The 24,227-nt window shown below is 60.6% G+C and carries 23 protein-coding genes and 1 pseudogene; 7 read left to right on the top strand and 17 right to left on the bottom strand.

Features of this window, described 5'->3' with window-relative positions; genetic code table 11:
• Positions 1-2: 2 nt before the first annotated feature.
• Complete coding sequence (locus RHIBUN_RS0114885; RefSeq protein ID WP_018858244.1) at positions 3-416, bottom strand: cupin domain-containing protein; 414 nt, start codon at positions 414-416, stop codon at positions 3-5.
• Between the two features lie 95 nt (positions 417-511).
• Between RHIBUN_RS0114885 and RHIBUN_RS0114880 the strand changes: the two genes are divergently transcribed.
• The 7 genes from RHIBUN_RS0114880 (at position 512) to RHIBUN_RS0114850 (ending at position 10,090) form a co-directional block, all read left to right on the top strand.
• Positions 512-1,300 carry an ABC transporter ATP-binding protein gene (locus RHIBUN_RS0114880; protein ID WP_018116922.1) on the top strand — a complete coding sequence of 263 codons (789 nt, stop codon included), beginning with the start codon at positions 512-514 and terminating at the stop codon, positions 1,298-1,300.
• Between the two features lie 36 nt (positions 1,301-1,336).
• Positions 1,337-2,221, top strand: a complete 885-nt coding sequence (locus RHIBUN_RS0114875; protein WP_018858243.1) for an ABC transporter permease — start codon at positions 1,337-1,339, stop codon at positions 2,219-2,221.
• The gene (locus RHIBUN_RS0114870) at positions 2,218-3,345 is read left to right on the top strand and encodes an ABC transporter permease (protein WP_025660124.1); all 1,128 of its coding nucleotides are present in this window, start codon (positions 2,218-2,220) and stop codon (positions 3,343-3,345) included. The genes RHIBUN_RS0114875 and RHIBUN_RS0114870 overlap by 4 nt, the downstream gene beginning before the upstream one ends.
• 56 nt (positions 3,346-3,401) lie before the next feature.
• A complete protein-coding gene (locus RHIBUN_RS0114865) occupies positions 3,402-4,373 on the top strand; it encodes an ABC transporter substrate-binding protein (RefSeq protein WP_018116919.1) in 972 nt (323 codons plus the stop codon).
• A gap of 401 nt (positions 4,374-4,774) precedes the next feature.
• A complete protein-coding gene (locus RHIBUN_RS0114860) occupies positions 4,775-5,965 on the top strand; it encodes an efflux RND transporter periplasmic adaptor subunit (protein ID WP_018116918.1) in 1,191 nt (396 codons plus the stop codon).
• Between the two features lie 10 nt (positions 5,966-5,975).
• The gene (locus RHIBUN_RS0114855; protein WP_025660123.1) at positions 5,976-9,266 is read left to right on the top strand and encodes an efflux RND transporter permease subunit; all 3,291 of its coding nucleotides are present in this window, start codon (positions 5,976-5,978) and stop codon (positions 9,264-9,266) included.
• Between the two features lie 143 nt (positions 9,267-9,409).
• Positions 9,410-10,090, top strand: a complete 681-nt coding sequence (locus tag RHIBUN_RS0114850) for a Crp/Fnr family transcriptional regulator (RefSeq protein WP_018116916.1) — start codon at positions 9,410-9,412, stop codon at positions 10,088-10,090.
• Here the strand turns inward: RHIBUN_RS0114850 and ureG are convergent, their stop codons facing one another.
• From ureG to urtB, 16 genes and pseudogenes are all read right to left on the bottom strand, one after another.
• On the bottom strand, positions 10,091-10,702 hold the full coding sequence (ureG, locus tag RHIBUN_RS0114845; RefSeq protein WP_025660122.1) for an urease accessory protein UreG: 612 nt from the start codon (positions 10,700-10,702) through the stop codon (positions 10,091-10,093).
• 101 nt (positions 10,703-10,803) lie between these two features.
• Complete coding sequence (locus RHIBUN_RS0114840; RefSeq protein ID WP_025660121.1) at positions 10,804-11,475, bottom strand: urease accessory protein UreF; 672 nt, start codon at positions 11,473-11,475, stop codon at positions 10,804-10,806.
• A 6-nt stretch (positions 11,476-11,481) separates the two neighbouring features.
• The gene (gene ureE / locus RHIBUN_RS0114835) at positions 11,482-11,964 is read right to left on the bottom strand and encodes an urease accessory protein UreE (protein ID WP_018858239.1); all 483 of its coding nucleotides are present in this window, start codon (positions 11,962-11,964) and stop codon (positions 11,482-11,484) included.
• Positions 11,965-12,071: 107 nt separating this feature from the next.
• The gene (locus RHIBUN_RS0114830) at positions 12,072-13,718 is read right to left on the bottom strand and encodes an adenylate/guanylate cyclase domain-containing protein (protein ID WP_245271672.1); all 1,647 of its coding nucleotides are present in this window, start codon (positions 13,716-13,718) and stop codon (positions 12,072-12,074) included.
• Between the two features lie 210 nt (positions 13,719-13,928).
• On the bottom strand, positions 13,929-14,780 hold the full coding sequence (locus tag RHIBUN_RS0114825; protein WP_037216195.1) for a GGDEF domain-containing protein: 852 nt from the start codon (positions 14,778-14,780) through the stop codon (positions 13,929-13,931).
• 340 nt (positions 14,781-15,120) lie between these two features.
• Positions 15,121-16,830, bottom strand: a complete 1,710-nt coding sequence (gene ureC, locus RHIBUN_RS0114820; protein ID WP_018858236.1) for an urease subunit alpha — start codon at positions 16,828-16,830, stop codon at positions 15,121-15,123.
• 3 nt (positions 16,831-16,833) lie between these two features.
• On the bottom strand, positions 16,834-17,457 hold the full coding sequence (locus RHIBUN_RS0114815; protein ID WP_025660118.1) for a hypothetical protein: 624 nt from the start codon (positions 17,455-17,457) through the stop codon (positions 16,834-16,836).
• A 16-nt stretch (positions 17,458-17,473) separates the two neighbouring features.
• A complete protein-coding gene (locus RHIBUN_RS0114810; RefSeq protein WP_025660117.1) occupies positions 17,474-17,884 on the bottom strand; it encodes a lysozyme inhibitor LprI family protein in 411 nt (136 codons plus the stop codon).
• 19 nt (positions 17,885-17,903) lie between these two features.
• The gene (locus RHIBUN_RS0114805; protein WP_025660116.1) at positions 17,904-18,209 is read right to left on the bottom strand and encodes an urease subunit beta; all 306 of its coding nucleotides are present in this window, start codon (positions 18,207-18,209) and stop codon (positions 17,904-17,906) included.
• Between the two features lie 10 nt (positions 18,210-18,219).
• Positions 18,220-18,474 (bottom strand): DUF1272 domain-containing protein, encoded by a 255-nt coding sequence (locus tag RHIBUN_RS0114800; protein WP_025660115.1) that lies wholly within the window; start codon positions 18,472-18,474, stop codon positions 18,220-18,222.
• 7 nt (positions 18,475-18,481) lie between these two features.
• Complete coding sequence (locus tag RHIBUN_RS0114795) at positions 18,482-18,784, bottom strand: urease subunit gamma (protein ID WP_018858231.1); 303 nt, start codon at positions 18,782-18,784, stop codon at positions 18,482-18,484.
• Positions 18,785-18,804: 20 nt separating this feature from the next.
• Complete coding sequence (locus RHIBUN_RS0114790) at positions 18,805-19,626, bottom strand: urease accessory protein UreD (RefSeq protein ID WP_025660114.1); 822 nt, start codon at positions 19,624-19,626, stop codon at positions 18,805-18,807.
• Positions 19,627-19,806: 180 nt separating this feature from the next.
• On the bottom strand, positions 19,807-20,502 hold the full coding sequence (urtE, locus tag RHIBUN_RS0114785) for an urea ABC transporter ATP-binding subunit UrtE (protein WP_018858229.1): 696 nt from the start codon (positions 20,500-20,502) through the stop codon (positions 19,807-19,809).
• 1 nt (position 20,503) lies between these two features.
• Positions 20,504-21,259, bottom strand: coding sequence for an urea ABC transporter ATP-binding protein UrtD (gene urtD, locus RHIBUN_RS0114780; RefSeq protein WP_018858228.1), 756 nt, complete (start codon positions 21,257-21,259; stop codon positions 20,504-20,506).
• Between the two features lie 105 nt (positions 21,260-21,364).
• A pseudogene (urtC, locus tag RHIBUN_RS0114775) lies at positions 21,365-22,429 on the bottom strand (urea ABC transporter permease subunit UrtC); the annotation flags it as partial.
• On the bottom strand, positions 22,426-24,045 hold the full coding sequence (urtB, locus tag RHIBUN_RS0114770) for an urea ABC transporter permease subunit UrtB (protein WP_025660112.1): 1,620 nt from the start codon (positions 24,043-24,045) through the stop codon (positions 22,426-22,428). The pseudogene urtC and the gene urtB, both read right to left, overlap by 4 nt.
• Positions 24,046-24,227 lie beyond the last annotated feature (182 nt).

The raw sequence follows: 24,227 nt of genomic DNA, 5'->3' as shown, positions 1-24,227 counted from the left end.
CATCACTCCTTCACCAGCCGATCAAGCTCCGGAAGCAAAACGACGCTTTCCTGCTCGTTCGGGTCCGTGCGGGCGATGATCGCGGTGCAAGGGGTGCTGCTGAGGTTGGCAGGCAGATGCGGCACTCCGGCGGGGATGTAGAACAACTCGCCGGCGTGGACGACGACATGATGCTCCAGCTCGTCGCCGTACCAGGTGTGAGCCTCGCCGGAGAGCATGTAGATCGCCGTTTCATGCGACTCGTGCAGATGCGCCTTGGCGCGAACGCCGGGCGGAATCGTCAGCAAATGCATGCAGATACCCTTGGCGCCGACCGTCTCGGCCGCGATGCCTTCGAAGTAACTGAGCCCCTGCTTGCCATCATAGGCATGACTGGGGTGCACAATGTGACAGGTGGGCTTTGATGTCGCGTCCATCGTCATCCTCCATGGACCTTGCCGGAACAATGAAAACAGCTACTCATACTATCACGCAAACCGCGGAAGCGCGGGGAAAACAGGATACACAAGCGTTGACGCAAGCTACCTCAGTCGTATCCGCCAAGGACCTCTGTCTGACCTACGATGCCAGTGACGCTCCTGTGCATGCGCTGACCAACGTCAATCTCGACGTGCGCAAGGGCGACTTCGTCTCGTTCATTGGCCCTTCCGGCTGCGGAAAGACGACATTTCTGCGCGTTATTGCCGATCTGGAAAAGAAAACATCGGGCGAAATCACCGTCAACGGCATGACGCCTGAGGAGGCCCGCAAGGCCCGCGCCTACGGCTATGTCTTCCAGGCGCCGGCGCTCTATCCCTGGCGGACCATCGAGAAGAATATCGCCCTGCCGCTCGAGATCATGGGCTATGCGTCGGCCGATCAGAAGAAGCGCATCGCCGATGCGCTCGATCTCGTCAATCTTACCGGCTTCGAGAAGAAGTTCCCCTGGCAGCTTTCCGGCGGCATGCAGCAGCGTGCCTCCATCGCCCGCGCGCTCGCCTTCGATGCCGACTTGCTCCTGATGGACGAACCCTTCGGCGCGCTTGACGAAATCGTCCGCGACCACCTGAACGAGGAGCTTCTGAAGCTCTGGGCGCGCACCAACAAGACGATCTGCTTCGTCACCCACTCGATCCCCGAGGCGGTCTACCTCTCCACCAAGATTGTCGTGATGTCGCCTCGCCCCGGCCGCGTGACTGATGTCATCGACTCGCCGCTTCCCAGGGAGCGACCGCTGGACATCCGCGAGGCGCCCGAGTTCCTCGAAATCGCCCACCGCGTGCGCGAAGGCCTGAGAGCGGGGCACAGCTATGAGCACTAAGGCACTTAGCGTTGGAACCGTTGCGCGGGGGCGCTCATGAAGCCCGACACTCTCAAAGACAGGATCGTCCCCGTCGTCACGATCCTCGTGGTCCTGATCGCGATCTGGTACGTTGCGGCGGTCCTGATGAACGCCTCCTTCCAGCGGGACATGGATCAGCGCGCCAACCAGACGCCTGACACCATCGAATTCATCGAGAAAACGCTCTCGCAACCGAAGCCGTTGCTGCCCGCGCCCCATCAGGTAGTGCAAAACGTCTTCGAAAACACGTTTCTGCGGAAGCTCTCGAGCAACCGCAGCCTCGTCTACCACAGCTGGGTCACGCTTTCCTCGACGCTGCTTGGCTTCGGCTTCGGCACGCTGCTCGGGATCCTGATCGCCGTCGGGATCGTTCATATCAAGGCGCTCGACCGCAGCCTCATGCCGTGGGTCATTGCTTCGCAGACCGTACCGATCCTGGCAATCGCACCGATGGTGATCGTCGTCCTCGGCGCCATCAACATCACCGGGCTGATCCCGAAGGCGCTGATCTCGACCTACCTCTCCTTCTTCCCGGTCACTGTTGGCATGGTGAAGGGCCTGCGGTCGCCCGAGGTCATGTTCCTCGACCTGATGCGAACCTATAACGCGACACCCGCCCAGACATTCTGGAAGCTGCGTGTTCCGGCATCCGTGCCGTTCCTCTTCACCTCGATGAAGGTCGCGATCGCCGCAAGCCTTGTCGGCGCCATTGTCGGCGAGCTTCCGACCGGCGCCGTCGCCGGCATCGGCTCGAAACTGCTCGCCGGCTCCTATTACAGCCAGACGATCGACATCTGGGCAGCGCTTGTCGCGGGCTCGGTGTTGGCCGCAAGCCTGGTCGCCATCGTCGGCCTTGTCGCAAAGTTCGTCGACCGTTCGATGGGCGGGAGGCCAGCATGAAGCAGATGGCCTTTTCCTGGCAGGGTATTCTTGCCCTGGTGCTGACCGCGATTGCGATGATCACCTTGCCGATCATGGCCGAGGGCGCACCGGACCCGGTGTCGTCGATAACCGCGGGCCTTACGATCGCGTTGATCGTCGCGGTCGCCCTCGTTTCCTTCTCGCCGTTGCCGAAGCTGTATGTCGCCGCCGTTCTGCTGATCGGCGCGCACTGGGCGGCATGGGTCCTGCTCGCTGGTGTGACCGGCAACGAAGGCCTGGCGACGAAATCCTTCTTCCTACTGATGGCCGCCTGCTGGCTGCTTGCCTGGCGATGCGTCACCGAGCTTTCGGCCATGACGCCGGCCTCGAATTTGGGCCGCTCGTGCCTGCGGCTGCTGATCCCGGCAATCTTCGGTGCCTGGATCCTGATACTCTGGGAGGCGCTGACGCGCGGCGCCGGCATTCCCTTCGTCCTGCTGCCGCCACCTAGCGCCATTGGAGCCAGGATCGCCGGCTCGCTGCCGATCCTGGCCGACGACGTACGTCAGACGATCTTCAAGGCAGTATTCGCCGGTTACATCATCGGCTGTAGCGCAGGCTTTGCCGTCGCGATCCTCGCCGATCGCGTCGGTTTCCTGCGCCGGGGCCTTCTGCCGATCGGCAATATGGTGTCGGCGCTCCCGATTATCGGCGTCGCGCCGATCATGGTGATGTGGTTCGGCTTCGACTGGCAGTCGAAGGCAGCCGTCGTCATCATCATGACGTTCTTCCCGATGTTGGTGAACACCGTCGCCGGCCTCACCGCATCCGGCGCGATGGAGCGCGACCTGATGCAGACGTATGCCTCCAACTATTGGCAGACGCTGCTGAAGCTCCGGCTTCCGGCGGCGATGCCCTTCATTTTCAATGCATTGAAGATCAACTCGACGCTGGCGCTGATCGGTGCCATCGTTGCGGAGTTCTTTGGTACGCCGATCGTCGGCATGGGCTTCCGTATCTCCACCGAGATCGGGCGCATGAATGTCGACATGGTCTGGGCCGAAATCGCCATTGCGGCGCTGGTAGGCTCGGTCTTCTATGGCGTCGTCGCCCTCGCCGAAAGGGCGGTGACTTTCTGGCATCCGTCTATCCGTGGTGGCTAGGCGTCGCTTTATTCCCGCGAATGGGATTAGGCATAACTTCAGAGGGAAAAAAGAAAATGAAAAAACTGATTATTGCGATGATGGCGAGCGCGATGTCGCTCGCGGCAACCCAAGCGATGGCTGCCGACAAGGTGACGCTGCAGCTCAAGTGGGTGACGCAGTCGCAGTTCGCCGGTTATTACGTCGCCAAAGAAAAGGGCTACTACGAGGAAGAAGGCCTCGACGTCACCATCAAGCCGGGCGGCCCTGACATTGCGCCGGAACAGGTGATCGCCGGCGGCGGCGCTGACGTCATCGTCGACTGGATGGGCGGCGCGCTTGTTGCTCGTGAGAAGGGCGTTCCGCTCGTCAACATCGCCCAGCCCTACCAGAAATCAGGCATGGAAATGGTCTGCCGCAAGGACGGCCCGATCAAGACCGAAGCCGATTTCAAGGGCCATACGCTCGGCGTCTGGTTCTTCGGCAACGAATATCCGTTCTTCGCCTGGATGAACAAGCTTGGCCTGAAGACCGAAGGCGGTGCCGATGGCGTGACCGTGTTGAAGCAGAGCTTCGACGTGCAGCCGCTGCTGCAGAAGCAGGCCGACTGCATCTCCGTCATGACCTATAACGAATACTGGCAGGCGATCGATGCCGGCTTCAAGCCCGAAGACCTGATCGTCTTCAACTATACCGCCATGGGCAACGACCTTCTCGAAGACGGCCTCTATGCCATGGAAGACAAGCTCAAGGACCCGGCCTTCAAGGAAAAGATGGTCAAGTTCGTCAAGGCTTCGATGAAGGGCTGGAAGTACGCAACCGAGAACCCGGATGAAGCTGCCGGAATCGTCGTTGACGCCGGCGGCCAGGACGAAAACCACCAGAAGCGTATGATGGGCGAAGTTGCCAAGTTGATCGGCGATGGCACCGGCAAGCTCGACACGACCCTCTATGATCGCACGGCCAAGGCACTCCTTGACCAAAAGATCATCAACAAGGAACCGACCGGAGCCTGGACGCACGACGTAACGGACGCTGCTTCCAAGTAATTCGGTAACGACAAGACACGAAACGCGCGGACCCTCCGCGCGTTTTTTCATTTTTTTGCTGTTTTTATCGAAGAAATTTCGCGATCGATGTCGCATCGAGCGGTGCTCGCACGTCATAACAACGACGCAGGATCAACTAACGGAATGCTTGCATAACCGCACAGTGATTGATCTGCATCACATTGGTAATTATTGTGTTCGAACGAGGAATTATTTTCTGCCGGACTTGCGCGATGGGCAAATAGCTACCACGTACAAGCCGAGTTTGCCGGATGAGGGACTTCTTAAGTAAGAGTCGGCAAATGAACGAAAATACTTCTGAGAATACCAATACGGGAACCGGTCATGGGCGCGCTGATGACAACGCGCAAGCTAGGCCGAGCAAAACTGGATGACGACGCATGGCACGTACGCCTGTTAAGATACTTCGCGCCTCAACTCTGCTGATCGCGGCGGTTGTAGCGTCAACGACATTTGCCCAGGAACAGCCGGTCGCAAAGCCGCAACAAAACCTGCCGGCCATCGTCGTGACGAAAGCCTCCACCCGCACGCTCGTCGATCGTGTTGTCGCGACCGGTACGGTTAAGCCAGTCGAGGAAGTCTATATCCAGCCGCAGGTCGAAGGCTTGTCGATCCGTGCGCTCAACGCGGATATCGGCGACAGGGTCCAGGCCGATAGCACGCTGGCGACCCTGAACGACGACGCAATCATCCTGCAGAAAAGCCAGATGCAGGCCACGAAAGCCAAGAACGAGGCGAGCCTTGCCCAGCTTCGCGCACAACTGATTGAAGCAGAGGCTAATGCGGAGCAGGCACGACAGCAGCAGGTCCGCGCCCAGGAAATGGGCAAGAAGGGCACTGTCTCGACGGCAACGGTCGAACAGGCGGATGCCGCTGCAGCTTCCGCCAACGCCCGTGTTGACTCGGCAAAGCAGGCAATCCAGGTAGCCGTCGCGGAGATCAAGGTCACGGAGAGCCAGATCGCGGACGCTGATCTGAAGCTCGCACGCACCGACGTCAAGACGCCGGTCGCCGGTACTGTCGCAGCCAAGAACGCCAGGATCGGAGCGATTGCGCTCGCCACCGGCGATCCGCTTTTCACGGTCATTCGCGATGACGAGATCGAGCTTGTGGCGGAAGTGGGCGAGAGCGAGATTGTGAAGGTTCAACCCGGCCAGAAGGCGACCATCTTGCTCTCTGGTAGTCGCGAAAAGATTAGCGGCTCCGTGCGTCTGGTCTCGCCGACAGTCGATCCGCTCACGCGCCTCGGTTTGGTCCACATTTTGATCGACGATTCCAGCAAGGCGCGTTCGGGTATGTACGGCAGCGCCGACATCGTCGTGCGCACAACGGAAAACGTGGCGCTCCCCGTCTCGGCCGTGCTGTCGGGCAATGAAGGATCCTCGGCCCGTAAGGTCGAGAATAACGTCGTCAAGTTTGCCAAGGTCGAAACCGGCATCCAGGACGGAGCCTATGTCGAGATCGTCAATGGATTGAAAGCTGGCGATGAGGTCGTAGCCAAAGCGGGCGCCTATGTCCGTGACGGCGACCGCATCACGCCGGTTCGTGAACAGCCACCGGTTTCCAACTGAGAGACGGCCGATGAACTTTTCAGCCTGGTCTATCCGAAATCCCGTCGCCTCGCTTCTGGCGTTCGCACTTCTTCTTTTCGTCGGCATCCAGTCCTTCAATAGGCTGCCGATCACGCGGTTTCCGAACATTGACGTTCCGCTCGTCTCCATCGTCGTAACGCAGAGCGGCGCTTCGCCGGCCGAGCTCGAGATGCAGGTGACGAAGGAGATCGAGGATGCCGTCGCCAGTATCAACGGCATCGATGAAATCCAATCGACGGTGACGGACGGCCAGTCGCAGACGGTCGTCATGTTCCGCATGGAAGTGCCGACCGAGCAGGCCGTTCAGGACACCAAGGACGCGATCGACCGCATCCGCAGCGACCTGCCTGCCAACGTCGAAGAACCGATCGTCTCGAAGATCGACGTCGAGGGTCAGGCGATCCAGACCTTTGCCGTCTCCTCCCCCGACATGACGCTCGAAGAGCTCTCCTGGTTCGTCGATGATACGGTCAAGCGCGCCTTGCAGGGGCAGGCCGGCATCGGCCGTGTCGACCGTTACGGCGGTGCAGACCGCGAAGTGCGTATCGAGCTCAATCCCGACAAGCTGAACGCCCACGGCATTACCGCGGCAAGCGTGAACCAACAACTGCGCGGCACCAACGTCGACCTCGGCTCCGGCCGTGGCCAGGTGGCAGGCAGCGAACAGGCGATCCGTGTGCTCGGCGACGCCCGCAATGTCGCCGAACTTGCCAACACCACGATCGCATTGCCAAACGGCCGCTTCGTCAAGGTTTCCGATCTCGGCGTCATCAAGGACACCTATCAGGAGCCGAAATCCTTCTCGCGCTTCGATGACACCCCTGTCGTGACCTTCGGCGTCTTCCGCTCGAAGGGTGCCAGTGAGGTCAGCGTCGCCGAAACCGTGGCAAAGAGCCTCGACAAGGTGCGTGCGGAAAACCCGAACGTCGGCATCGAGCTGATCAGCGACTCCGTTTATTTCACCTATGGCAACTATGAAGCGGCCATCGATACGCTGATCGAGGGCGCGCTGCTTGCGATCATCGTTGTCTTCCTCTTCCTCCGGAACTGGCGTGCAACGCTTATCTCGGCCATCGCGCTGCCGTTGTCGGCGATCCCGACTTTCTGGATCATGGACCTGATGGGTTTCTCTCTGAACCTTGTCAGCTTCCTTGCCCTGACGCTCGCGACCGGTATTCTCGTCGATGACGCGATCGTCGAGATCGAGAACATCGCCCGACATATCAAGATGGGCAAGACGCCCTACCGAGCGGCGATCGAGGCGGCAGACGAAATTGGCCTCGCGGTTATCGCGACGACCTTCACGATCATCGCTGTGTTCGTGCCGGTGTCGTTCATGCCTGGCATCCCCGGTCAGTACTTCATTCAGTTCGGCCTGACAGTTGCCTTCTCGGTGTTCTTCTCGCTCATGGTGGCGCGCCTCATCACGCCGATGATGGCCGCATATCTGATGCGCGCGGAAGACGGCATCGAAGACCATCACGACAACGACGGCCTCTTCTTCCGCGGATATACGCGCCTCGTGCGCGCTACGACCCGCCGGTGGTGGACCCGCTATGCGACACTGATTGCGGCGATCGCCTTCCTTGTCGGCTCCGTGATGTTGCTTGCGCAGGTGCCCGGCAGCTTCCTGCCGCCGGAGGACGCATCGCGCATCGTCCTGTCCGTCGAGCTACCGCCGAATGCGACGCTCGACGACACGGAAGCGACCACGAACGCGATCTACAAGGACGTGAAGGATATCGACGGCGTCGAAAGCGTCTTCGTGCTTGGTGGCGCGTCTCCGAAGGGCGACCTCGAACTGCGCCGTGCGACGGTAACGCTCACGCTCCACAAGCTTGACCAGAGGCTTTTAAAGAAGCTGGACGACATGCTCGTTAAGGTCCCGGTCATTGGATCCTATCTGCCCGAGGTGGAACCGAAGGGACGCGTTCGTCCGCAGTGGGATATCGAAAAGGAGGTCTTTGCCAAACTCCATGATATCCCAGACGTTCGCATCCTGAAGCTCAACGATCGCGGCGAACGTGACCTGTCGTTCAACTTCCTCTCCAAGAACGAGAAGGATCTGAACGATGCTGTCGGTATCCTGGAAGCGAAACTGCGAGCCGATCCGCTGCTGGCGAACGTCAGCGCCGAAGGCGCCCTGCCCCGTCCGGAACTCCAGATCCGTCCGCGCAAGGATCAGGCGGCTCGCCTCGGCATCACGCCGCAGCAGATCTCCGAAACCATCCGCGTTGCCACCATCGGCGATATTGATGCGGCGCTCGCCAAGATCAACCTTGACGATCGCCAGATCCCGATCCGCGTGCAGGCCTCGCTCGACATGCGTCGCGATCTTGCCGCCTTGCGGGCAATGAAGATCCAGACGGCAAGCGGCAGTACCGTACCGCTCTCCACTGTCGCCGATATCGACTATTCGGAAGGCGTCAGCTCGATCAAGCGCAACAACCGCTACCGCGTCGTATCGATCGGCTCGGACCTGCCGCAGGGCGTGGCGCTCGACACTGCCTCGGCACGGTTCCGCCAGATCGTCAAGGAAGCCAACATTCCGCCGACGGTACAGCTTGCCGAAAGTGGCGACACGAAGGTGCAGACCGAAATGCAGCAGAGCTTCGTCAACGCCATGTTGATGGGCCTGATGCTGGTGCTGACGGTGCTGATCCTCCTCTTCAAGGACGTGATCCAGCCCTTCACCATCCTGTTCTCGCTGCCGCTTGCGATCGGCGGCGTGGCAGTCGGGCTGCTGGTCACCCAGAATCCGCTCTCGATGCCCGTGATGATCGGCATCCTGATGCTGATGGGCATCGTGACGAAGAACGCGATCCTGCTCGTCGACTTCGCCATCGAGATGCGTCATCGCGGCATGGAGCGTGTCGAAGCCATGGTCGAGGCAGGTCGCAAGCGCGCCCGGCCGATCATCATGACGTCTATTGCCATGTCAGCAGGTATGCTGCCATCAGCGCTCGGCGTCGGCGAAGGCGGTTCGTTCCGTGCGCCGATGGCGATTGCGGTGATCGGCGGCATTATCGTGTCGACCGTGCTTTCGCTGGTCGTCGTGCCTTCGTTCTTCCTGATCATGGACGATCTGTCCCGCTTGCTTGCCTGGATGTTCGGTCGTCTCGTGGGCAAGAAGGACAAGGAAGATCTGGCCATGTCCCGCGAAGAACTCACACAAGCGCTGGGTGCGCTCGAGGGCCGGGTAACGGCAATCGAGACCCCGGAAAGCAAGCGCGGCAAATCTGGCAATGTCGTACGCCTGCCGCCGTTCGCGGCAGAGTAGCTGCTCGAGCCAAGAGCCGGGGCAACACCCCGGCTTTTTATTAGCTGACATTTGATCAAGCTCAAGTTCTGAACCGCGTCTCCCGGTTATCCTTCCAAGTATCAGGTAGGGAACGGCACCCGCCGCGCCACAGGGAGAAACAGATGTCCGGAGCTTTTAAACTGAGCAGCGCGCAGCAGGCGATGCTTGGCGGTGCGTTGATCACCTCCAACCTTGACCGACACGAGCGAGACGCTCTGCTGTCCTGCGCGGTGGCGGTGCGCTACGGTCCACAGGATGTTCTCTTCCGTGAACACGAGAAGGCGCACTACTTCTATTGCGTGCTAAGTGGCTACGTCAGGCTCTATCGCGGCTCTGAGGAACGCGAAGCGGATGTCAGCATCTGCGAGCCGGGCGACAGCTTCGGTGAATGCCTGGTGCTTGCCGGCGACGCATACAATTATAGCGCACAGGCGATGGAGCACGTCATCCTCGCCCGCTTTGATCTCGCTGAGGTCAAGGCGTTGCTCGCTCAACACCCGCGGATTGGCAGCGCGATCGCGCGCAGCCTCTCGCGGCATTTGCTGTCGACCATGGAGTGTCTGGCGCGCGATCGCATGCAGACCAGCCAGCAGCGCGTCGCCCACTATCTGCTGACGCATTGTACGAGTGAGGGTGCGCGGGCTTCCCTGCGCCTGCCGTTCCAAAAGCGCCTGCTGGCACGAAAGCTCGGCCTTGCGCCGGAAGCGCTGTCACGTGCCTTCTCCGCCTTGCGCACATCAGGCGTACGCGTCAGCGGCCGCGCCATCGCGATCGAGGATGTCAACGCGCTGAGGCAGGTTTGACTACAGGCCGCCATGTTCCTTCAGGAAGCTGACGATGGAGCTAACGCCATCGCCACGCTTCATGTCGGAGAATACGAAGGGGCGTGCCTGGCGCATCCGTGTCGCGTCGCGGTCCATGACCTCGAGGTCCGCGCCGACATAGGGAGCCAGATCCTTTTTGTTGATGACGAGAAGGTCCGATTTGGTAATGCCTGGGCCACCCTTGCGCGGGATTTCCTCGCCCTGGCAAACCGAAATGACGTAGATCGTGATATCAGCCAGATCAGGGGAGAAGGTGGCGGCCAGATTGTCACCGCCCGACTCGATGAAAACTACATCGAGATCGGGAATCCGCTCATTCAGGCCCGCGATGGCCTGCAGATTGATCGTCGCGTCCTCACGGATCGCCGTGTGCGGGCAACCGCCGGTCTCCACGCCAACGATCCGATCCGATGGCAAAGCTTGCATGCGCATGAGCGCCTCGGCATCCTCGGTCGTGTAGATGTCGTTCGTGACGACAGCCACCGAATAGTCGTCGCGCATGGCCTTGCAGAGCTTCTCGGTCAGCGCCGTCTTGCCGGAGCCGACCGGCCCACCGATGCCCACGCGCAAGGGTCCGTTTCCTGATTTCATATTCTGAACTCCAATAACGGCCGATGATAGCGTGCCGCCTGAAGGGCGACCACCGGCAAATGACGCAGGTGGCGACGGCTGGCCGCGCGTCTGCCGACAAGTCACGATCGAAAGAGCCTGGTCGACTGCGTTTCATGGCGCAGCGACATGATGTCGGCCTGGATGGTCGCCGATCCGAGATCGTCGAGTGTTGAAGCTGCCGCCCGCTTCACAACCGAGGTTATGTCGCCTTCAAGCCGCGACAGAATGGCAACGCCATCCTTCTGCCCGGCCACGCCGAGACGGATACCTGCGGAAACTGCCTGCGAGAGATAGGCATGCAGGAATGCCGCAATCGCCTTCTCCAACGCCACCCCATGGGCACCCGCCACGGCACCGATCGCCACCGGGTAGGCCACATGTCGCGGCAATCGATCGAAAACCTCGTCTGGCCACGCACCGGCGGCGGACAGGAACGCATCGCCGAGCAGCATCGTCTCCTGATGACGCTCGCGCGAGCCGGCAAGCGCTTCGGCGAGCTCCGCCAGTTCGCCGAGCCGCTCCGACTGTCGGTGACAGCGGTGGCTCTCGGCAAGGAGAACCACGTCGTTCCATACAGGCCCACGCTCCATCAGGTTCGACGCCCACGCAGCAAGCGAATGAGCATCGGGGACCAGCCGATCATGAACGGCGCGCTCCAAACCGCCTGAATAGGCGAAGGACCCGACGGGGAAAGCTGGCGAAAGCCAGGTCATCATCCTCAACAACGCATGCAGGTCAGCATCATCAGTCATATCGGATCAGTCGTGCGAGTGATGATGATGCGCTTGGTCATGACCGTGCGCATGGCCATGTGAATGATACGCACCGCGTGCCGGCTGGAACGGCTCTGCAACTTCGCGGATCGTCGCACCGAGCCCTTCGAGCATGGAGCGGATCACATGATCACGAAGGATAAGGATGCGGTCTTCCTCGATCTGGGCGCCGAGATGCCGATTGCCGAGATGCCACGCGAGCTCGATCAGGTGCACGCGATCCCTGCCCCTCACCTCGAAGAGCTTCTCGTCTGCGGCTACAATTTCGATGAGCTCGCCATCCTCGAGAACCAACATATCACCACTGGCAAAAAGCACCGGCTCCTTGAGGTCGAGCATGACCATCTCGCCGTTGTCGAGGTGAAGCAGCTTTCGCCGCAAATGCCTCAGGTCGTGCGGCAAAACCACTTTTCCGATGGGGTTCGAGGAAGGCGTGCCCGCAGGCAGGTAGGAAGTAACGCGTTGCATGACGTGTCCAATTCGCTTGAGACTGCGACCATGCAAAATAGCCTGATGCGATGCAAGAAGGAACCTGCCGGAAAGGCATATGCAGCAGATGTTTGCGCCCGGAATTCCTATGCAGTTCCTACAAAGGCACAGAGAAGTTTTGAAAGCGCGTCCTGGTCGCGATAGGGAAAAGTGTTTCGCACAAGCTCAGGTCCGAGTGCGGGCTGAAGGCTCAAGGCCTCAGTCTGGTACTGCCGACGTCGAACTTCGTCACCGTGCAGGGCATAGGCCGCAGCAAGCAAGATAAGCGTTCGCCACGACCTCCATGGAATGTTCTCAAAATCCTCAATTGCAGAACCAAAGCGGCCCTGGTGGAGTCGGATAATTCCCCTGATCACCCAGAACCACACCGGGGGATATTTTGCCAACCTGAAGCATTCACCGATTTCGGCGTCCGCTTGTTCCAGGTCGCCGAGGTAGTGGAGCATTTCCGCGTGATCGGCGCGAATCTGCAGATCGCTGGGCGCAAGGTCGCGCGCCTTGCCATAATGCGATCTGGCCCCGTCGTAGTCGCGTGAAAGCAGATGGACCAGCGCTGCCGCATAGTGGGAAAGGGCGTCATTGTTGTCGATGCGCAAGGCGATCCGTGCGATCTCGTCGGCGCGGCGCAGGTGCTCGAAGTCGCCTGCTTGGGCAAAACTGTAAGTCAGGGCAATGGCATAGCTGGCCTGGGCATAAATCATCCCCGGATCCAGTTCCGTTGCCCTCAAGAAGAAAACCTCCGCCTCGGGAAGCATATGCTTGCTATCAAGCATCCTGCCATAGAGGAAGTTTTCGTCGGCCGACCAGGACGACTGTGGCTTCTTGGCGATCATCTCGGATGCTGCAAGCAGCACCTTGTCCTGAACCAGCGAGCCTATCTCCGCCGCCACCAGTTCAATGACATCGAAATGGTAACTTTCCGGAAGATCGAAAGCTCGCGACCACATCACAGGCGTGGCGTTCGTATGCAGGAATTTGGCGTTTACCCGGAACGGGCCTGCGCCATGAATACCAATCTTGACCGTGTAGTCATACGGGCGAATAGCACTTCCATCCAGTGCGGCGGAAGCGGATCCAACACGCGAGACATCGAGCCAACGCTGCTCGGTAAGAAGGTCTTCAAGGGAGGATACAACCAGTTCCGCCAAGTCCAGCTGCTGCGGGGCCGTTGACGGCGCGGCGGTGATTCTAACTGCGGTCTTTGCGATTGCTCCGTCAGCAGGGCGCGGTCGCTCCTCTTCCACGAAACCGTTGTAACGTGGCTGCCAGTGCCAAACGCGCACGGGTCGATCGATATTCTTTAGAACCCTTTCGCCGCCATCCACAAAATCCGTCCCAGTCCTCTTGGCGATCTGGTGATAGACGCCATCGGTGATGCTTATGCCGCCGGGGAATGCGCTTGCTTCAATGCGAGAGGCAACGTTCACTCCGTCGCCGAATAAGTCGGTACCATCGACCAAAACATCGGCTAGATTGATTCCAATGCGAAGAACTAGGCGCGACCCTTCCCGCTGGCGCATAAGTTCGCCCTGGATTGCAATCGCGCACTCCACTGCACCGTTCACGGAATCAAATACGGCCAAGGTGCCGTCGCCCATGAGTTTGAAAACCCTGCCGCCTTCGCGCTCGACATTCGGCCTTATCAGCTCTTCCTGCATCGCTTTGACTGAAGCTAGCGTCGCCTCCTCGTCAGCCTCCATGAGACGAGAATAGCCGACTACGTCGGTGGCCATGATTGCTGCCAGCCGTCGCTTGAGGGGCGTCCTTGCCATAAGCTCTCCAAGTAACCAGCGATCGCATGAGCGACAATGACAAGCGTAACACAGAACGACGCGGCGAAGCATGATTTCCGCGGTCGCGTGGGACCAACGAGGCCGCGTGGCGCTTATCCGCCGGCTCCAACTTGTCGTTGCAGGCATTCGCTGTGTAATTCCGCGAATTCGTCAGGCCAACCGCGCCTCATCGCAATCCATGTTCATTGCGTGCGCGGCCACGGCCTCCTCCGGCAAACGTCTGCGCCAACCAGGATGCAGCCCGTCATTCTCATGCACCACGCGATTTCGACCGAGCGCCTTTGCCAGGTAGAGCGCCTTGTCGGCCGCCGAATAAACAGCCTCGTTGCTCCGTGCGGGCTCGAACTCCGCAATACCGGCCGACACAGTCAGTGCGACCACGCAATCGTCGGCAACGACCGGATGCCCGGCCAGGCGGGCGCAGACCGACTGCACTCTCTCGATCCGCTGCTCTTGTGAGCCACCGACAACGATCGCGCCGAACTCTTCACCGCCCAGCCTCGCCGCGACGGAGTGCCCGCCGAAGGCAGCCGCGAGGATGGCGGAGACTGCCACGATGACGGAATCGCCGCAGGCATGGCCGAAGCGATCGTTTATGGCCTTGAACCGGTCGACGTCGAAGATCGCGAGACAGGCATTTCCATCGACCTGCTCCAATGCCTCTGTAAAGGCACGTCGGTTGAGAAGACCTGAAAGCACATCGGTGCGGCTCAACTGCTCGAACTCCGCGCGCGAGACGCTGAGCTGGTGCATCGCGTGACCGGCTATCAGCGACAGCACGCTTGAGACCGCCCCGCCAATAAGCCACGACAGTAACACGCCGTAGACAACACCATGAGCGAGCGGAACAGGCATCAGTCCCGCCCAGTCGAGCGGCGGCAATAGCAGGACAATGACGATCGACGAGAGCGTCACCGCAAGGAAGCTCATCTTGAGAGCAAACACATAAATTGCGCGGCGATCACGAAAATCGCCAAGCTCCGCCTGGAGTGAAATTCTCATGCGAATCGACCTTCTTGCCCGCCGCTAGGCACATTGCTTAGAGGTCACCTCCTGCTGAGTTCTTAAGTGAACTGTTAAAGTTCGAACGAGTTTGGTGAATTGAGCGGCGGTTGAAAGCTGCCCAAAAACGTGACGCTTTCCGCGATCAATCATCCAGCGAGGTTTGAATCGTAACAATTTGTTTTTACGTGTGTTTTATAACCACCAACAAGGAGAATGTCCTATTACCGAAGGAACGCCTCAAGGTGGAACATACAAAAATAAAAAACAACCCACAGGAGATTCAGTCTTAACGCGCGGCTTTAGGAGCCGCCACCTCGCATGCGGCCGCCCCAAACACTCAAAACAAGAAATAGCGCTGCGCCATCGGCAGGACGGTGGCCGGCTCGCAGGTCAGCAACTCGCCATCAGCCCGCACCTCATAGGTCTCCGGATCGACCTCGATGTGCGGCGTCAGGCTGTTGTGAATCATCGACGCCTTGGAAAGGCCGCCGCGGGTGTTCTTCACAGCGACAAGATTTTTAGCGACGCCGAGACGGCTCTTCAGACCCGCATCGAGCGACGCTTGCGAGACGAAGGTGACAGACGAACTGGTTCGCAGCTTGCCGTGGGCGGCAAACATCGGCCGGTAATGCATCGGCTGCGGCGTCGGGATCGAAGCATTCGGATCGCCCATGGGAGCCGCAGCAATCGAACCGCCGAGCAATACCATCTCAGGCTTGACGCCGAAGAAGGCAGGGTTCCACAGAACCAGATCGGCGCGCTTGCCGACTTCGATCGAGCCGATTTCGTGTGAAAGACCTTGCGCGATCGCCGGGTTGATCGTGTATTTCGCAATATAGCGGCGGACGCGGAAGTTGTCGTTCTCGCCCTTCTCTTCCTTCAGGCGGCCGCGCTGACGCTTCATCTTGTCGGCAGTCTGCCAAGTACGGATTGCTACCTCCCCGACACGACCCATGGCCTGGCTGTCGGACGAAATGATCGAGAAGGCGCCGATGTCATGCAGGATGTCTTCCGCCGCGATCGTCTCCTTGCGGATGCGGCTTTCGGCAAATGCGATGTCCTCGGGGATAGACGGTGACAGATGGTGGCAGACCATCAGCATGTCGAGATGCTCGGCGACGGTATTGACCGTGTAGGGCCGCGTCGGGTTGGTCGACGACGGGATGACGTTCGACTGACCGCAGATCTTGATAATGTCAGGAGCGTGGCCACCGCCCGCTCCTTCCGTGTGGAAGGCGTGGATGGTGCGGCCCTTAATGGCGCCGATCGTATCCTCGACAAAGCCGCTTTCATTCAGCGTGTCGGTGTGGATCATCACCTGGATGTCATAGTCGTCGGCGACCGAAAGGCAGCAGTCGATCGCAGCCGGCGTCGTGCCCCAGTCCTCGTGGAGCTTCAGCGACGATGCGCCCGCAAGCACCATCTCTTCGAGTGCGGCGGGCAGCGAGGCGTTTCCCTTGCCGGCAAGCGCAAGGTTCATCGGGAAGCCGTCGAAGCTCTCGATCATCCGCTCGATGTGCCAGGCACCGGTGCAGGTCGTGGCGAGCGTGCCATGCGCCGGGCCGGTGCCGCCGCCCAGCATGCAGGTTACGCCCGACATCAGCGCTTCCTCGATCTGCTGCGGGCAGATGTAGTGAATATGCGCATCCATACCGCCGGCAGTGATGATCTTGCCTTCGCCAGCGATCGCCTCGGTCGAGGGGCCGACGATGATGTTGACGCCGGGTTGCGTATCCGGATTGCCGGCTTTGCCGATCGCCGCGATGCGGCCGTTCTTTAGGCCTATATCGGCCTTGACGACGCCCGTATGGTCGATGATGACGACATTGGTGATGACGGTATCGACAGCACCCTGCGCCCGCGTCGCCTGGCTCTGGCCCATGCCGTCGCGAATGACCTTGCCGCCGCCAAATTTCACCTCTTCGCCATATGTGGTGAAATCCTTCTCGATCTCGATGAAGAGCTCGGTATCGGCGAGGCGCACCTTGTCGCCGGTGGTCGGGCCGAACATGCCGGCATAGGCGGCGCGGGAAATCTTGTAGGGCATATGTCAGGCTCCTTGGGAGGAAGAAAGGGATGCGCTTGCCGGCAGCCGCGTGACGCGGCCAGCGGCGACATAACTATCGACAAGCTGCCGCTCGGCAGCAAAAGGATGCCATTCCCATCCCGCGTGGCCGAAGCCTGCGAGATCGATGGTCGCCTCGGGAAATCTGTTCATCACTTCGGCGATCACGATCATGCCGCTGCTCGGCACGACGTAGGGCGCCGGGTGGTAGGCAGCGAGCGCCTCGTCCACCGCTTCATGAATCACTTTGTCAACGACCACATGCATCTTGCCAACATCAGCACAGAACGCATTGAATTGACTCGTGTAGTCGTCGCAGAAATCGTCGAGCTCGGGATGCGATACGGCCAGCGGCGCTCGCAGTTCCGCGAACTTTTGCGGATCGCGCACGCTCCAGATCGCCGCCGCCTCACGCACGGCTGGATGCTCCCGCCACGCCTCGGAAGCAAGCATTGCCTTGCCCGGCCGCCCGGTATTGCAGACGGCGACGACGTCGGTGCGCCCCGGGCTCGCTTCGTAGGAGCGGCATTCGTTAAAGCGGATAACGAACGCAGCATCCGCCACTACGGCCGCCGCCTGTGCGCCGATCTCTCCGTTGCCGACGACCATGATCCTGCCAACCATGTCAGTTGCCCATCGTCTCTGCGAGTTCCTTGAGCTGCTTGGTGCGCGCGTCCGTCAACTCTGCAATACAGCCTGCTACGAGCATCGGCTCCATCGTGCCGCCACGCGCCTGAAAGCCTGCCGCCTCACACTCCGCATCACGGAAATTCACCCATGCGCGCTGCGCCTTCACCAGTGCCTCTTCGGCACCCCGCATATCCGCATCGAGATCCTTGTCGAGTGCTGCGAGAGCCGCGCGCGTGATCTTGTATTGTGCGTTCAGTGCCTTGTCGCCGGTCTGCTGGCGCGCCTGTTCACAAGCCGTCATGTCAGCTTGCGTGACCGGATTTTTGCAATCAAGATCCTCGGCGTTGGCGCCGAAGGCAAAGACCGTCGCAGCACCGGCCGCCAGAAGGTGCAGGCTCGCACGCATCGTCTGCTCCCGGCCCACTCTAGAGCTTGCCCATGACCAGCTGGCGGAAACCGTAGACTTCGCGCTTGCCGGAGAGAGGGATGAGCGTCACCGAGCGCGTCTGACCGGGCTCGAAACGTACGGCCGTGCCGGCCGGGATATCGAGCCGCATGCCGTGTGCCTTCTCCCGATCGAAAGAGAGACCGGCATTCGTTTCCGCGAAATGATAGTGGCTGCCGACCTGCACGGGGCGATCACCGGTGTTCGAGACCTCAAGCGTCACTGTCGGCGCGCCGAAGTTCAGCTCGATGTCGCCGCTTGCGGCAATGATTTCTCCTGGGATCATGATCTTCTCCTCACGCAGCCTTGATGGGCCCGCAGCCCTCGGCTTTCAGAACGCGCTTTGTTGACGCCGGGTACTTGGCAAGCTTGGAAGCGGGGCGCGCCGGGCGGCGCACAAGTTCGCCGCCGCAATTCGGGCAGATGCCGCCGAGAACATCGGCAACGCAATCGGCGCAGAACGTGCATTCGAATGTGCAGATCATTGCCTCAGAACTGTCGGGCGGAAGATCCTTGTCGCAGCATTCGCAATTGGGGCGCAGCTCCAGCATGGGAACCTCAGCGGATCGGTTCGTGGACGGTGACGAGCTTGGTGCCATCAGGAAAGGTTGCCTCGACCTGGACGTCATGGATCATCTCCGCGATGCCTTCCATCACTTGGTCACGGCCGACGACATGAGCCCCCGCCTCCATCAGTTCGGCGACCGGACGCCCGTCACGCGCGCCTTCGACGACGAAATCGGTGATCAACGCGATCGCTTCGGGATGGTTGAGCTTGACGCCCCGTTCCAGCCGCCGCCGCGCGACCATCGCCGCCATCGAAATCAACAACTTGTCTTTTTCTCTCGGTGTGAGGTTCATCGTGCATCCATCTGCTTCAACTAGAGATTCCAGACTTTCGGCACCGGCGCTCCATCGCGCAAGGCCGAAATGATCGGGATGAGAATTTTTCTCAAGGCAAAACCATCGGGCGCTGAAAGGCGCACGACAAGCTTGCCGGCCCAGCTGCTGGCGCCGCCCATATGGCCCTCAAGCAGCGGGCGCACTGCACCGAGGTAGGCTTCGGCGCGCGGCCCGACATACAGCAGCGTTGCAAACGCGACCTTGCCTGACAGCACGGCATCGGCACCGGCAAACATTGCAACATTTCCCTGCAGCGCCAGGTCCTCGGCGTGGCAGAGCCGGCCTGCCTTGCGAATACGCCAGCGGTCGCGAAAGAGGCCGCTCTCCACCGCCTCCCCCATCGCCTTCCGGCCAAGCAGGATGGATTCGACGGCCAGGAATTCGGCATCATCATCGAGATCAACGTCGAGCTTTCGAAACAGCGATGAACGATCGAACAGGATGGTTTCCTGCGGCAACCAGTCCACCCGGGCGTTTGCGCCCGCGGTAATGCTGGTGTTGACCTCAGCCGTTCCTGCCGATGCCTTGTAGATCTTCTCGCAGGCCTGCGTGGTGACGTCGATGCGGGCGCCGGGACCAGCCGTAACGCTCCAGTTCATTCGGTCGCCGCCGGTGAGGCCGCCCGCGGTATTGATGATGACGGCTTCCATGGAGGAATCGAACGTATCCGGAAGCCGGATCTTGCCCGCTCCTTCCTGGTAGAGTTCCTGCAGGCGCGTACGCCCGTCGAGCATCCTCGCAGCCAGATGCCCGCGCCCCTCGGCTCTCTGCGGTCTCGTAGCTGCCGCCGCGTTCGTCATTCCGTCCCTTCCCAATGGACCGCCGGTTGACCCCGGCCGTTTTCATTGAAGTCACTAACTTGCAGAAAGCAAGCAATTCCCGTGCCGCTCCGACACACTCACCACGATCGGACCGGCGGCAACGAGATCCTTCAGAAACTGCCGAGGAAAACAGCATCTGCCCAACAGATAACCACTGGATCATACAGTCAAATGACGACGCGCTTCCGGCGTATCGAGCGTTTCCGCAAGCCCCTCGTGAACGATCTCGCCGCGATCCATGATGTAGACGTAGTCGGCAAGTTCGCGGCAGAAATCGAGATACTGTTCCACCAGCAGGATCGCCATCCCGGCACTGTCGCGCAGATACCGGATTGCCCGGCCGATGTCCTTGATGATCGACGGCTGGATGCCCTCGGTCGGCTCGTCGAGCACGAGGATCTTCGGCCGCGTCACCATCGCCCGGCCGATCGCCAGCTGCTGCTGCTGTCCGCCGGAAAGGTCGCCGCCGCGACGTCCAAGCATGGTCTGCAGCACAGGAAACAGGCTGAAGATATCGTCGGGAATATTCTTGCTGCCCCGTGAAAGCGGCGCAAAGCCGGTCTCGAGATTTTCTTTCACCGTCAGCAACGGAAAGATCTCACGCCCCTGCGGCACATAGCCGATGCCCTGCTTGGCGCGCGCATAGGGCGGCAGGCCGTTGAGCCTGGTGTCGTTGAACGTCACCGTTCCCGCCGACAGCGGATGCTGGCCGGTAACGGCGCGGAGAAGAGAACTCTTGCCCACGCCGTTACGCCCCAGCACGCAAGTGATCTTGCCCATTTCCGCCTTGATGGAAATGCCGCGCAGCGCCTGGGCGGCGCCATAGTGAAGGTTTGCATTTTCGACTGTCAGCATCTCAGCGCCCCAGATAATTCTCGATCACCTTCGGATCGGAGCTCACGAAATCGATCGATCCTTCGGCCAGCACCGAACCTTCGGCAAGGCAGGTCACCTTGACGCCGAGATCGCGGATGAAGCCCATGTCATGCTCCACGACGACGACCGAGCGGGTCTTGGCGATCTCCTTGAGGAGGATCGCCGTTTCCGCGGTTTCGGCGTCCGTCATGCCGGCGACCGGCTCATCGACCAACAAAAGCTTCGGTTCCTGCGCCAGAAGCATGCCGATCTCCAGCCACTGCTTCTGGCCGTGCGAGAGGTTGGCGGCGAGTTCGTCGCGCCGATGCGTCAGCCGCACGGTCTCAAGGATCTCCTCGATGCGCGCCCTGTCTTCCGCGGAGAGCCGGTAGAACAGCGTCGAGAAGACATCGCGCTTGCGGTTCAAGGCGAGTTCGAGGTTGTCCCACACCGTGTGACTTTCGAAGACCGTCGGTTTCTGGAACTTGCGACCAATCCCGAGCTGCGCGATGTCGGCCTCGTCGAGTTTGGTGAGATCGGTCTGCCCGTTGAAGAACACCTCGCCTTCATCCGGCCGCGTCTTGCCGGTGATGATGTCCATCATCGTTGTCTTGCCGGCACCATTCGGGCCGATGATGGCCCGAAGTTCGCCAGGCTCGATGACGATCGAGAGCGAGTTCAGTGCCTTGAAGCCGTCGAAGGAAACCGAGACGTTGTTGAGATAGAGAACGCTGTTTGGTTTGACGTCAGGGATCATGATCGCTTACTCCGCCGGCTGGATTTTTGCATCGACACCCTCTTCCTGAAGCGCGGGCGGGGTCGCCTCCGTCTTCGGCTTGCGGCGCGTGAAGTACTGGCCGATGGTCCCGACGATCCCCTTTGGCAGGAACAGCGTGACGAGCACGAAGAGACCGCCAAGCGCGAACAGCCAGAACTCGGGGAAAAGGCCCGTGAAGATCGTCTTGCCGCCGTTGACCAGAATGGCGCCGATGATCGGCCCGATCAGCGTCGAGCGACCGCCGACTGCCGTCCAGATGACCACTTCGATCGAGTTGGCCGGCGCGAATTCGCCGGGGTTGATGATGCCGACCTGCGGCACGTAAAGCGCACCGGCAATGCCCGCCATCATCGCGGAGACGACAAAGGTGAAGAGCTTGAAGTGCTCGACGCGGTAGCCGAGGAAGCGCGTGCGGCTTTCCGCATCACGCACGCCGACCAGCACCTTGCCGAACTTCGAGCGGACGATGGCCGAGGCAATCATGAGCGACAGTGCAAGGAAGATGGCGGTCGCTGCAAACAGCGCAGCACGCGTGCCATCAGCCTGAACGTTGAAGCCGAGAATTTCCTTGAAGTCGGTCATGCCGTTGTTGCCGCCGAAGCCCATGTCGTTTCTGAAGAAGGCGAGCAGCAGCGCGTAGGTCATCGCCTGCGTGATGATCGACAGGTAGACGCCGTTGACGCGTGAGCGGAAGGCGAACCAGCCGAACACGAAGGCCAGCAGTCCCGGCACCAGCAGAACCATCAGCGCCGCGAACCAGAACTTGTCAAAGCCGTACCAGAACCACGGCAGTTCCTTCCAGTTCAGGAACACCATGAAATCCGGAAGGATCGGGTCGCCATAGACGCCGCGCGAGCCGATCTGTCGCATCAGATACATGCCCATCGCATAGCCGCCGAGCGCGAAAAAGGCGCCGTGGCCGAGTGAGAGAATGCCGCAGAAGCCCCAGACAAGGTCGAGCGCCAGCGCCAGCAGGGCGTAGGTGAGATACTTGCCGAACAGCGCCATGATATAGGTCGGGATATGCAGCGGATTGGTCGGCGCGGTCATCAGGTTGAGAACCGGCACCAGCACGGCGACTGCAAGCAGAATGACGATCGCAGCGACGATCTTATGGTCGAGAGACCGAAGCAGGAAGGCCGTAATCATGCTTCCACCGCCCTTCCTTTGAGTGCGAAGAGCCCACGCGGACGCTTCTGGATGAACAGAATGATGAGGACGAGCACCAGGATCTTGCCGAGCACGGCGCCGGCGAAGGGCTCGAGGAATTTGTTGAGGACACCGAGCGACAGCGCACCGACGAGCGTGCCCCAGAGATTGCCCACGCCACCGAAGACCACGACCATGAAGCTGTCGATGATGTAGCTCTGCCCGAGGTTAGGCGACACGTTGTCGATCTGGCTGAGCGCGACGCCCGCTATGCCGGCAATGCCGGAGCCGAGCGCGAAGGTGAATGCATCGACCCAGCCGGTGCGGATGCCCATCGACGAGGCCATGCGGCGGTTCTGCGTAACCGCGCGCATCTGCAGGCCGAAGGCCGAGCGCTTCAGGAGAACGAGCAGCGCAAAGAACACAGCCATCGAGAAAACGATGATCCAGAGGCGGTTCCAGGTGATCGAGAGCCCGCCCAGTTCAAATGCGCCGGACATCCAGCTTGGATTGCGCACCTCGCGATTCGTCGGGCCGAAGATCGTGCGAACCGCCTGCTGCAGGATCAGCGACGCGCCCCAGGTGGCGAGCAGCGTTTCGAGCGGCCGGCCATAGAGATAACGGATGACGACCCGCTCGATGACAAGACCGACAAAGCCGGTGAAGACGAAAGCCGCCGGCACGGAGAAGGCCAGCGAATAGTTTCCGAGTTCGGGAAATGCGGAGCTGATGTACTCCTGCACGACGTACGTCGTGTAAGCGCCGATCATCACCATTTCGCCATGCGCCATGTTGATGACGCCCATGACGCCGAAGGTAATGGCAAGGCCGATCGCGGCCAGCAGCAGCACCGAGCCAAGCGACAGCCCGTACCAGATGTTCTGCCCGACATCCCAAAGCGCCAGGCTGCGGTTGATCGCGTTGACATGGGTCTGGATAGCACCCTTCAGTTCCTCAGGCGCGGTCGCCATCGCGGAATTCAGGATGGTCAGCGCATCGCGCCCGCCGCGCGCAGCGACCGTATCGATCGCGGCCTTCTTCTCTTCGGCGCTGACATCGCTCTTCAGCACCATGACAGCGCGCGCCGCTTCCATCGCATTTTTGACCTCGGCGTCGTTTTCTTCAGCCAGCGCCGAGGTGAGGAGGTCAAGATTTGCCGGATCGGCGTCCTTGAGCAGTCCCTGGGCTGCCGCAAGCCGCGCGCCCCGATCCGCGCTCAGGAGCGTCAGCTGGCTGGTGGCGGTGGCAATCACCGTACGCAGCGAGTTGTTGATCTTGACCTTGGACATATAGTCCGGATCGACGTCGGAAACGACCGCGCCTGATATCGGGTCGGCATAGGTCGGCTCATCCTCGGTGCCGCCCTGCACCAGCACAGGACCGCCGGTCTCGGAATTCACGTAAAGCTGACCATCGCTCAGCAACTGCAGGATCTCGCCGACGCGCGGGTCCTTGGAGGCGACCAGTGCCTTGATCGCGGCTTCGCGCTCAGGGAAATCGCCGACGCCAAGCGCATCGATAAGGGGGTGAATGTCTTGCTGTGCCTTGAGCGCGGTCGCAAAAGCCGGCATGGCCAGGCATAGGGTCAAAAGCAAAATCTTGATGGCGCGATACATCGGCTCTCTTGCCTCGGTTATCGTTGGCCTTCCGGCGCAATCGGGAAAAATAAGCCCTTAAATCGGCATCGATCCACCATGGAACCGCCGCCGTCCGAAGCATCAAGGCTGCGCTCCGGAGATGGACCTTCCGCCCGGACAGGAGAGACCGGGCGGAAGTCTTCAGGCGTCAGAGTGACGGG

It is taken from the genome of Rhizobium sp. IBUN (assembly GCF_000510625.1).
Taxonomy (GTDB): Bacteria; Pseudomonadota; Alphaproteobacteria; order Rhizobiales; family Rhizobiaceae; genus Rhizobium; species Rhizobium altiplani.
This window is presented reverse-complemented; position numbering and strand designations above follow the sequence as displayed.

Excerpts from the sequence above, each read along its gene's own strand:
- ureC (WP_018858236.1), bottom strand. The coding sequence starts at position 16,830 with ATGCCCTACAAGATTTCCCGCGCCGCCTATGCCGGCATGTTCGGCCCG.
- RHIBUN_RS0114870 (WP_025660124.1), top strand. The coding sequence starts at position 2,218 with ATGAAGCAGATGGCCTTTTCCTGGCAGGGTATTCTTGCCCTGGTGCTG.
- urtD (WP_018858228.1), bottom strand. The coding sequence starts at position 21,259 with ATGATCCCTGACGTCAAACCAAACAGCGTTCTCTATCTCAACAACGTC.
- urtE (WP_018858229.1), bottom strand. The coding sequence starts at position 20,502 with ATGCTGACAGTCGAAAATGCAAACCTTCACTATGGCGCCGCCCAGGCG.
- ureG (WP_025660122.1), bottom strand. The coding sequence starts at position 10,702 with ATGAAATCAGGAAACGGACCCTTGCGCGTGGGCATCGGTGGGCCGGTC.
- RHIBUN_RS0114840 (WP_025660121.1), bottom strand. The coding sequence starts at position 11,475 with ATGACTGATGATGCTGACCTGCATGCGTTGTTGAGGATGATGACCTGG.
- RHIBUN_RS0114795 (WP_018858231.1), bottom strand. The coding sequence starts at position 18,784 with ATGAACCTCACACCGAGAGAAAAAGACAAGTTGTTGATTTCGATGGCG.
- RHIBUN_RS0114885 (WP_018858244.1), bottom strand. The coding sequence starts at position 416 with ATGGACGCGACATCAAAGCCCACCTGTCACATTGTGCACCCCAGTCAT.
- RHIBUN_RS0114875 (WP_018858243.1), top strand. The coding sequence starts at position 1,337 with ATGAAGCCCGACACTCTCAAAGACAGGATCGTCCCCGTCGTCACGATC.
- urtB (WP_025660112.1), bottom strand. The coding sequence starts at position 24,045 with ATGTATCGCGCCATCAAGATTTTGCTTTTGACCCTATGCCTGGCCATG.
- RHIBUN_RS0114815 (WP_025660118.1), bottom strand. The coding sequence starts at position 17,457 with ATGGTCGTCGGCAACGGAGAGATCGGCGCACAGGCGGCGGCCGTAGTG.
- RHIBUN_RS0114830 (WP_245271672.1), bottom strand. The coding sequence starts at position 13,718 with ATGGCCACCGACGTAGTCGGCTATTCTCGTCTCATGGAGGCTGACGAG.
- RHIBUN_RS0114855 (WP_025660123.1), top strand. The coding sequence starts at position 5,976 with ATGAACTTTTCAGCCTGGTCTATCCGAAATCCCGTCGCCTCGCTTCTG.
- RHIBUN_RS0114825 (WP_037216195.1), bottom strand. The coding sequence starts at position 14,780 with ATGAGAATTTCACTCCAGGCGGAGCTTGGCGATTTTCGTGATCGCCGC.
- ureE (WP_018858239.1), bottom strand. The coding sequence starts at position 11,964 with ATGCAACGCGTTACTTCCTACCTGCCTGCGGGCACGCCTTCCTCGAAC.
- RHIBUN_RS0114810 (WP_025660117.1), bottom strand. The coding sequence starts at position 17,884 with ATGCGTGCGAGCCTGCACCTTCTGGCGGCCGGTGCTGCGACGGTCTTT.
- RHIBUN_RS0114865 (WP_018116919.1), top strand. The coding sequence starts at position 3,402 with ATGAAAAAACTGATTATTGCGATGATGGCGAGCGCGATGTCGCTCGCG.
- RHIBUN_RS0114805 (WP_025660116.1), bottom strand. The coding sequence starts at position 18,209 with ATGATCCCAGGAGAAATCATTGCCGCAAGCGGCGACATCGAGCTGAAC.
- RHIBUN_RS0114860 (WP_018116918.1), top strand. The coding sequence starts at position 4,775 with ATGGCACGTACGCCTGTTAAGATACTTCGCGCCTCAACTCTGCTGATC.
- RHIBUN_RS0114850 (WP_018116916.1), top strand. The coding sequence starts at position 9,410 with ATGTCCGGAGCTTTTAAACTGAGCAGCGCGCAGCAGGCGATGCTTGGC.
- RHIBUN_RS0114790 (WP_025660114.1), bottom strand. The coding sequence starts at position 19,626 with ATGACGAACGCGGCGGCAGCTACGAGACCGCAGAGAGCCGAGGGGCGC.
- RHIBUN_RS0114800 (WP_025660115.1), bottom strand. The coding sequence starts at position 18,474 with ATGCTGGAGCTGCGCCCCAATTGCGAATGCTGCGACAAGGATCTTCCG.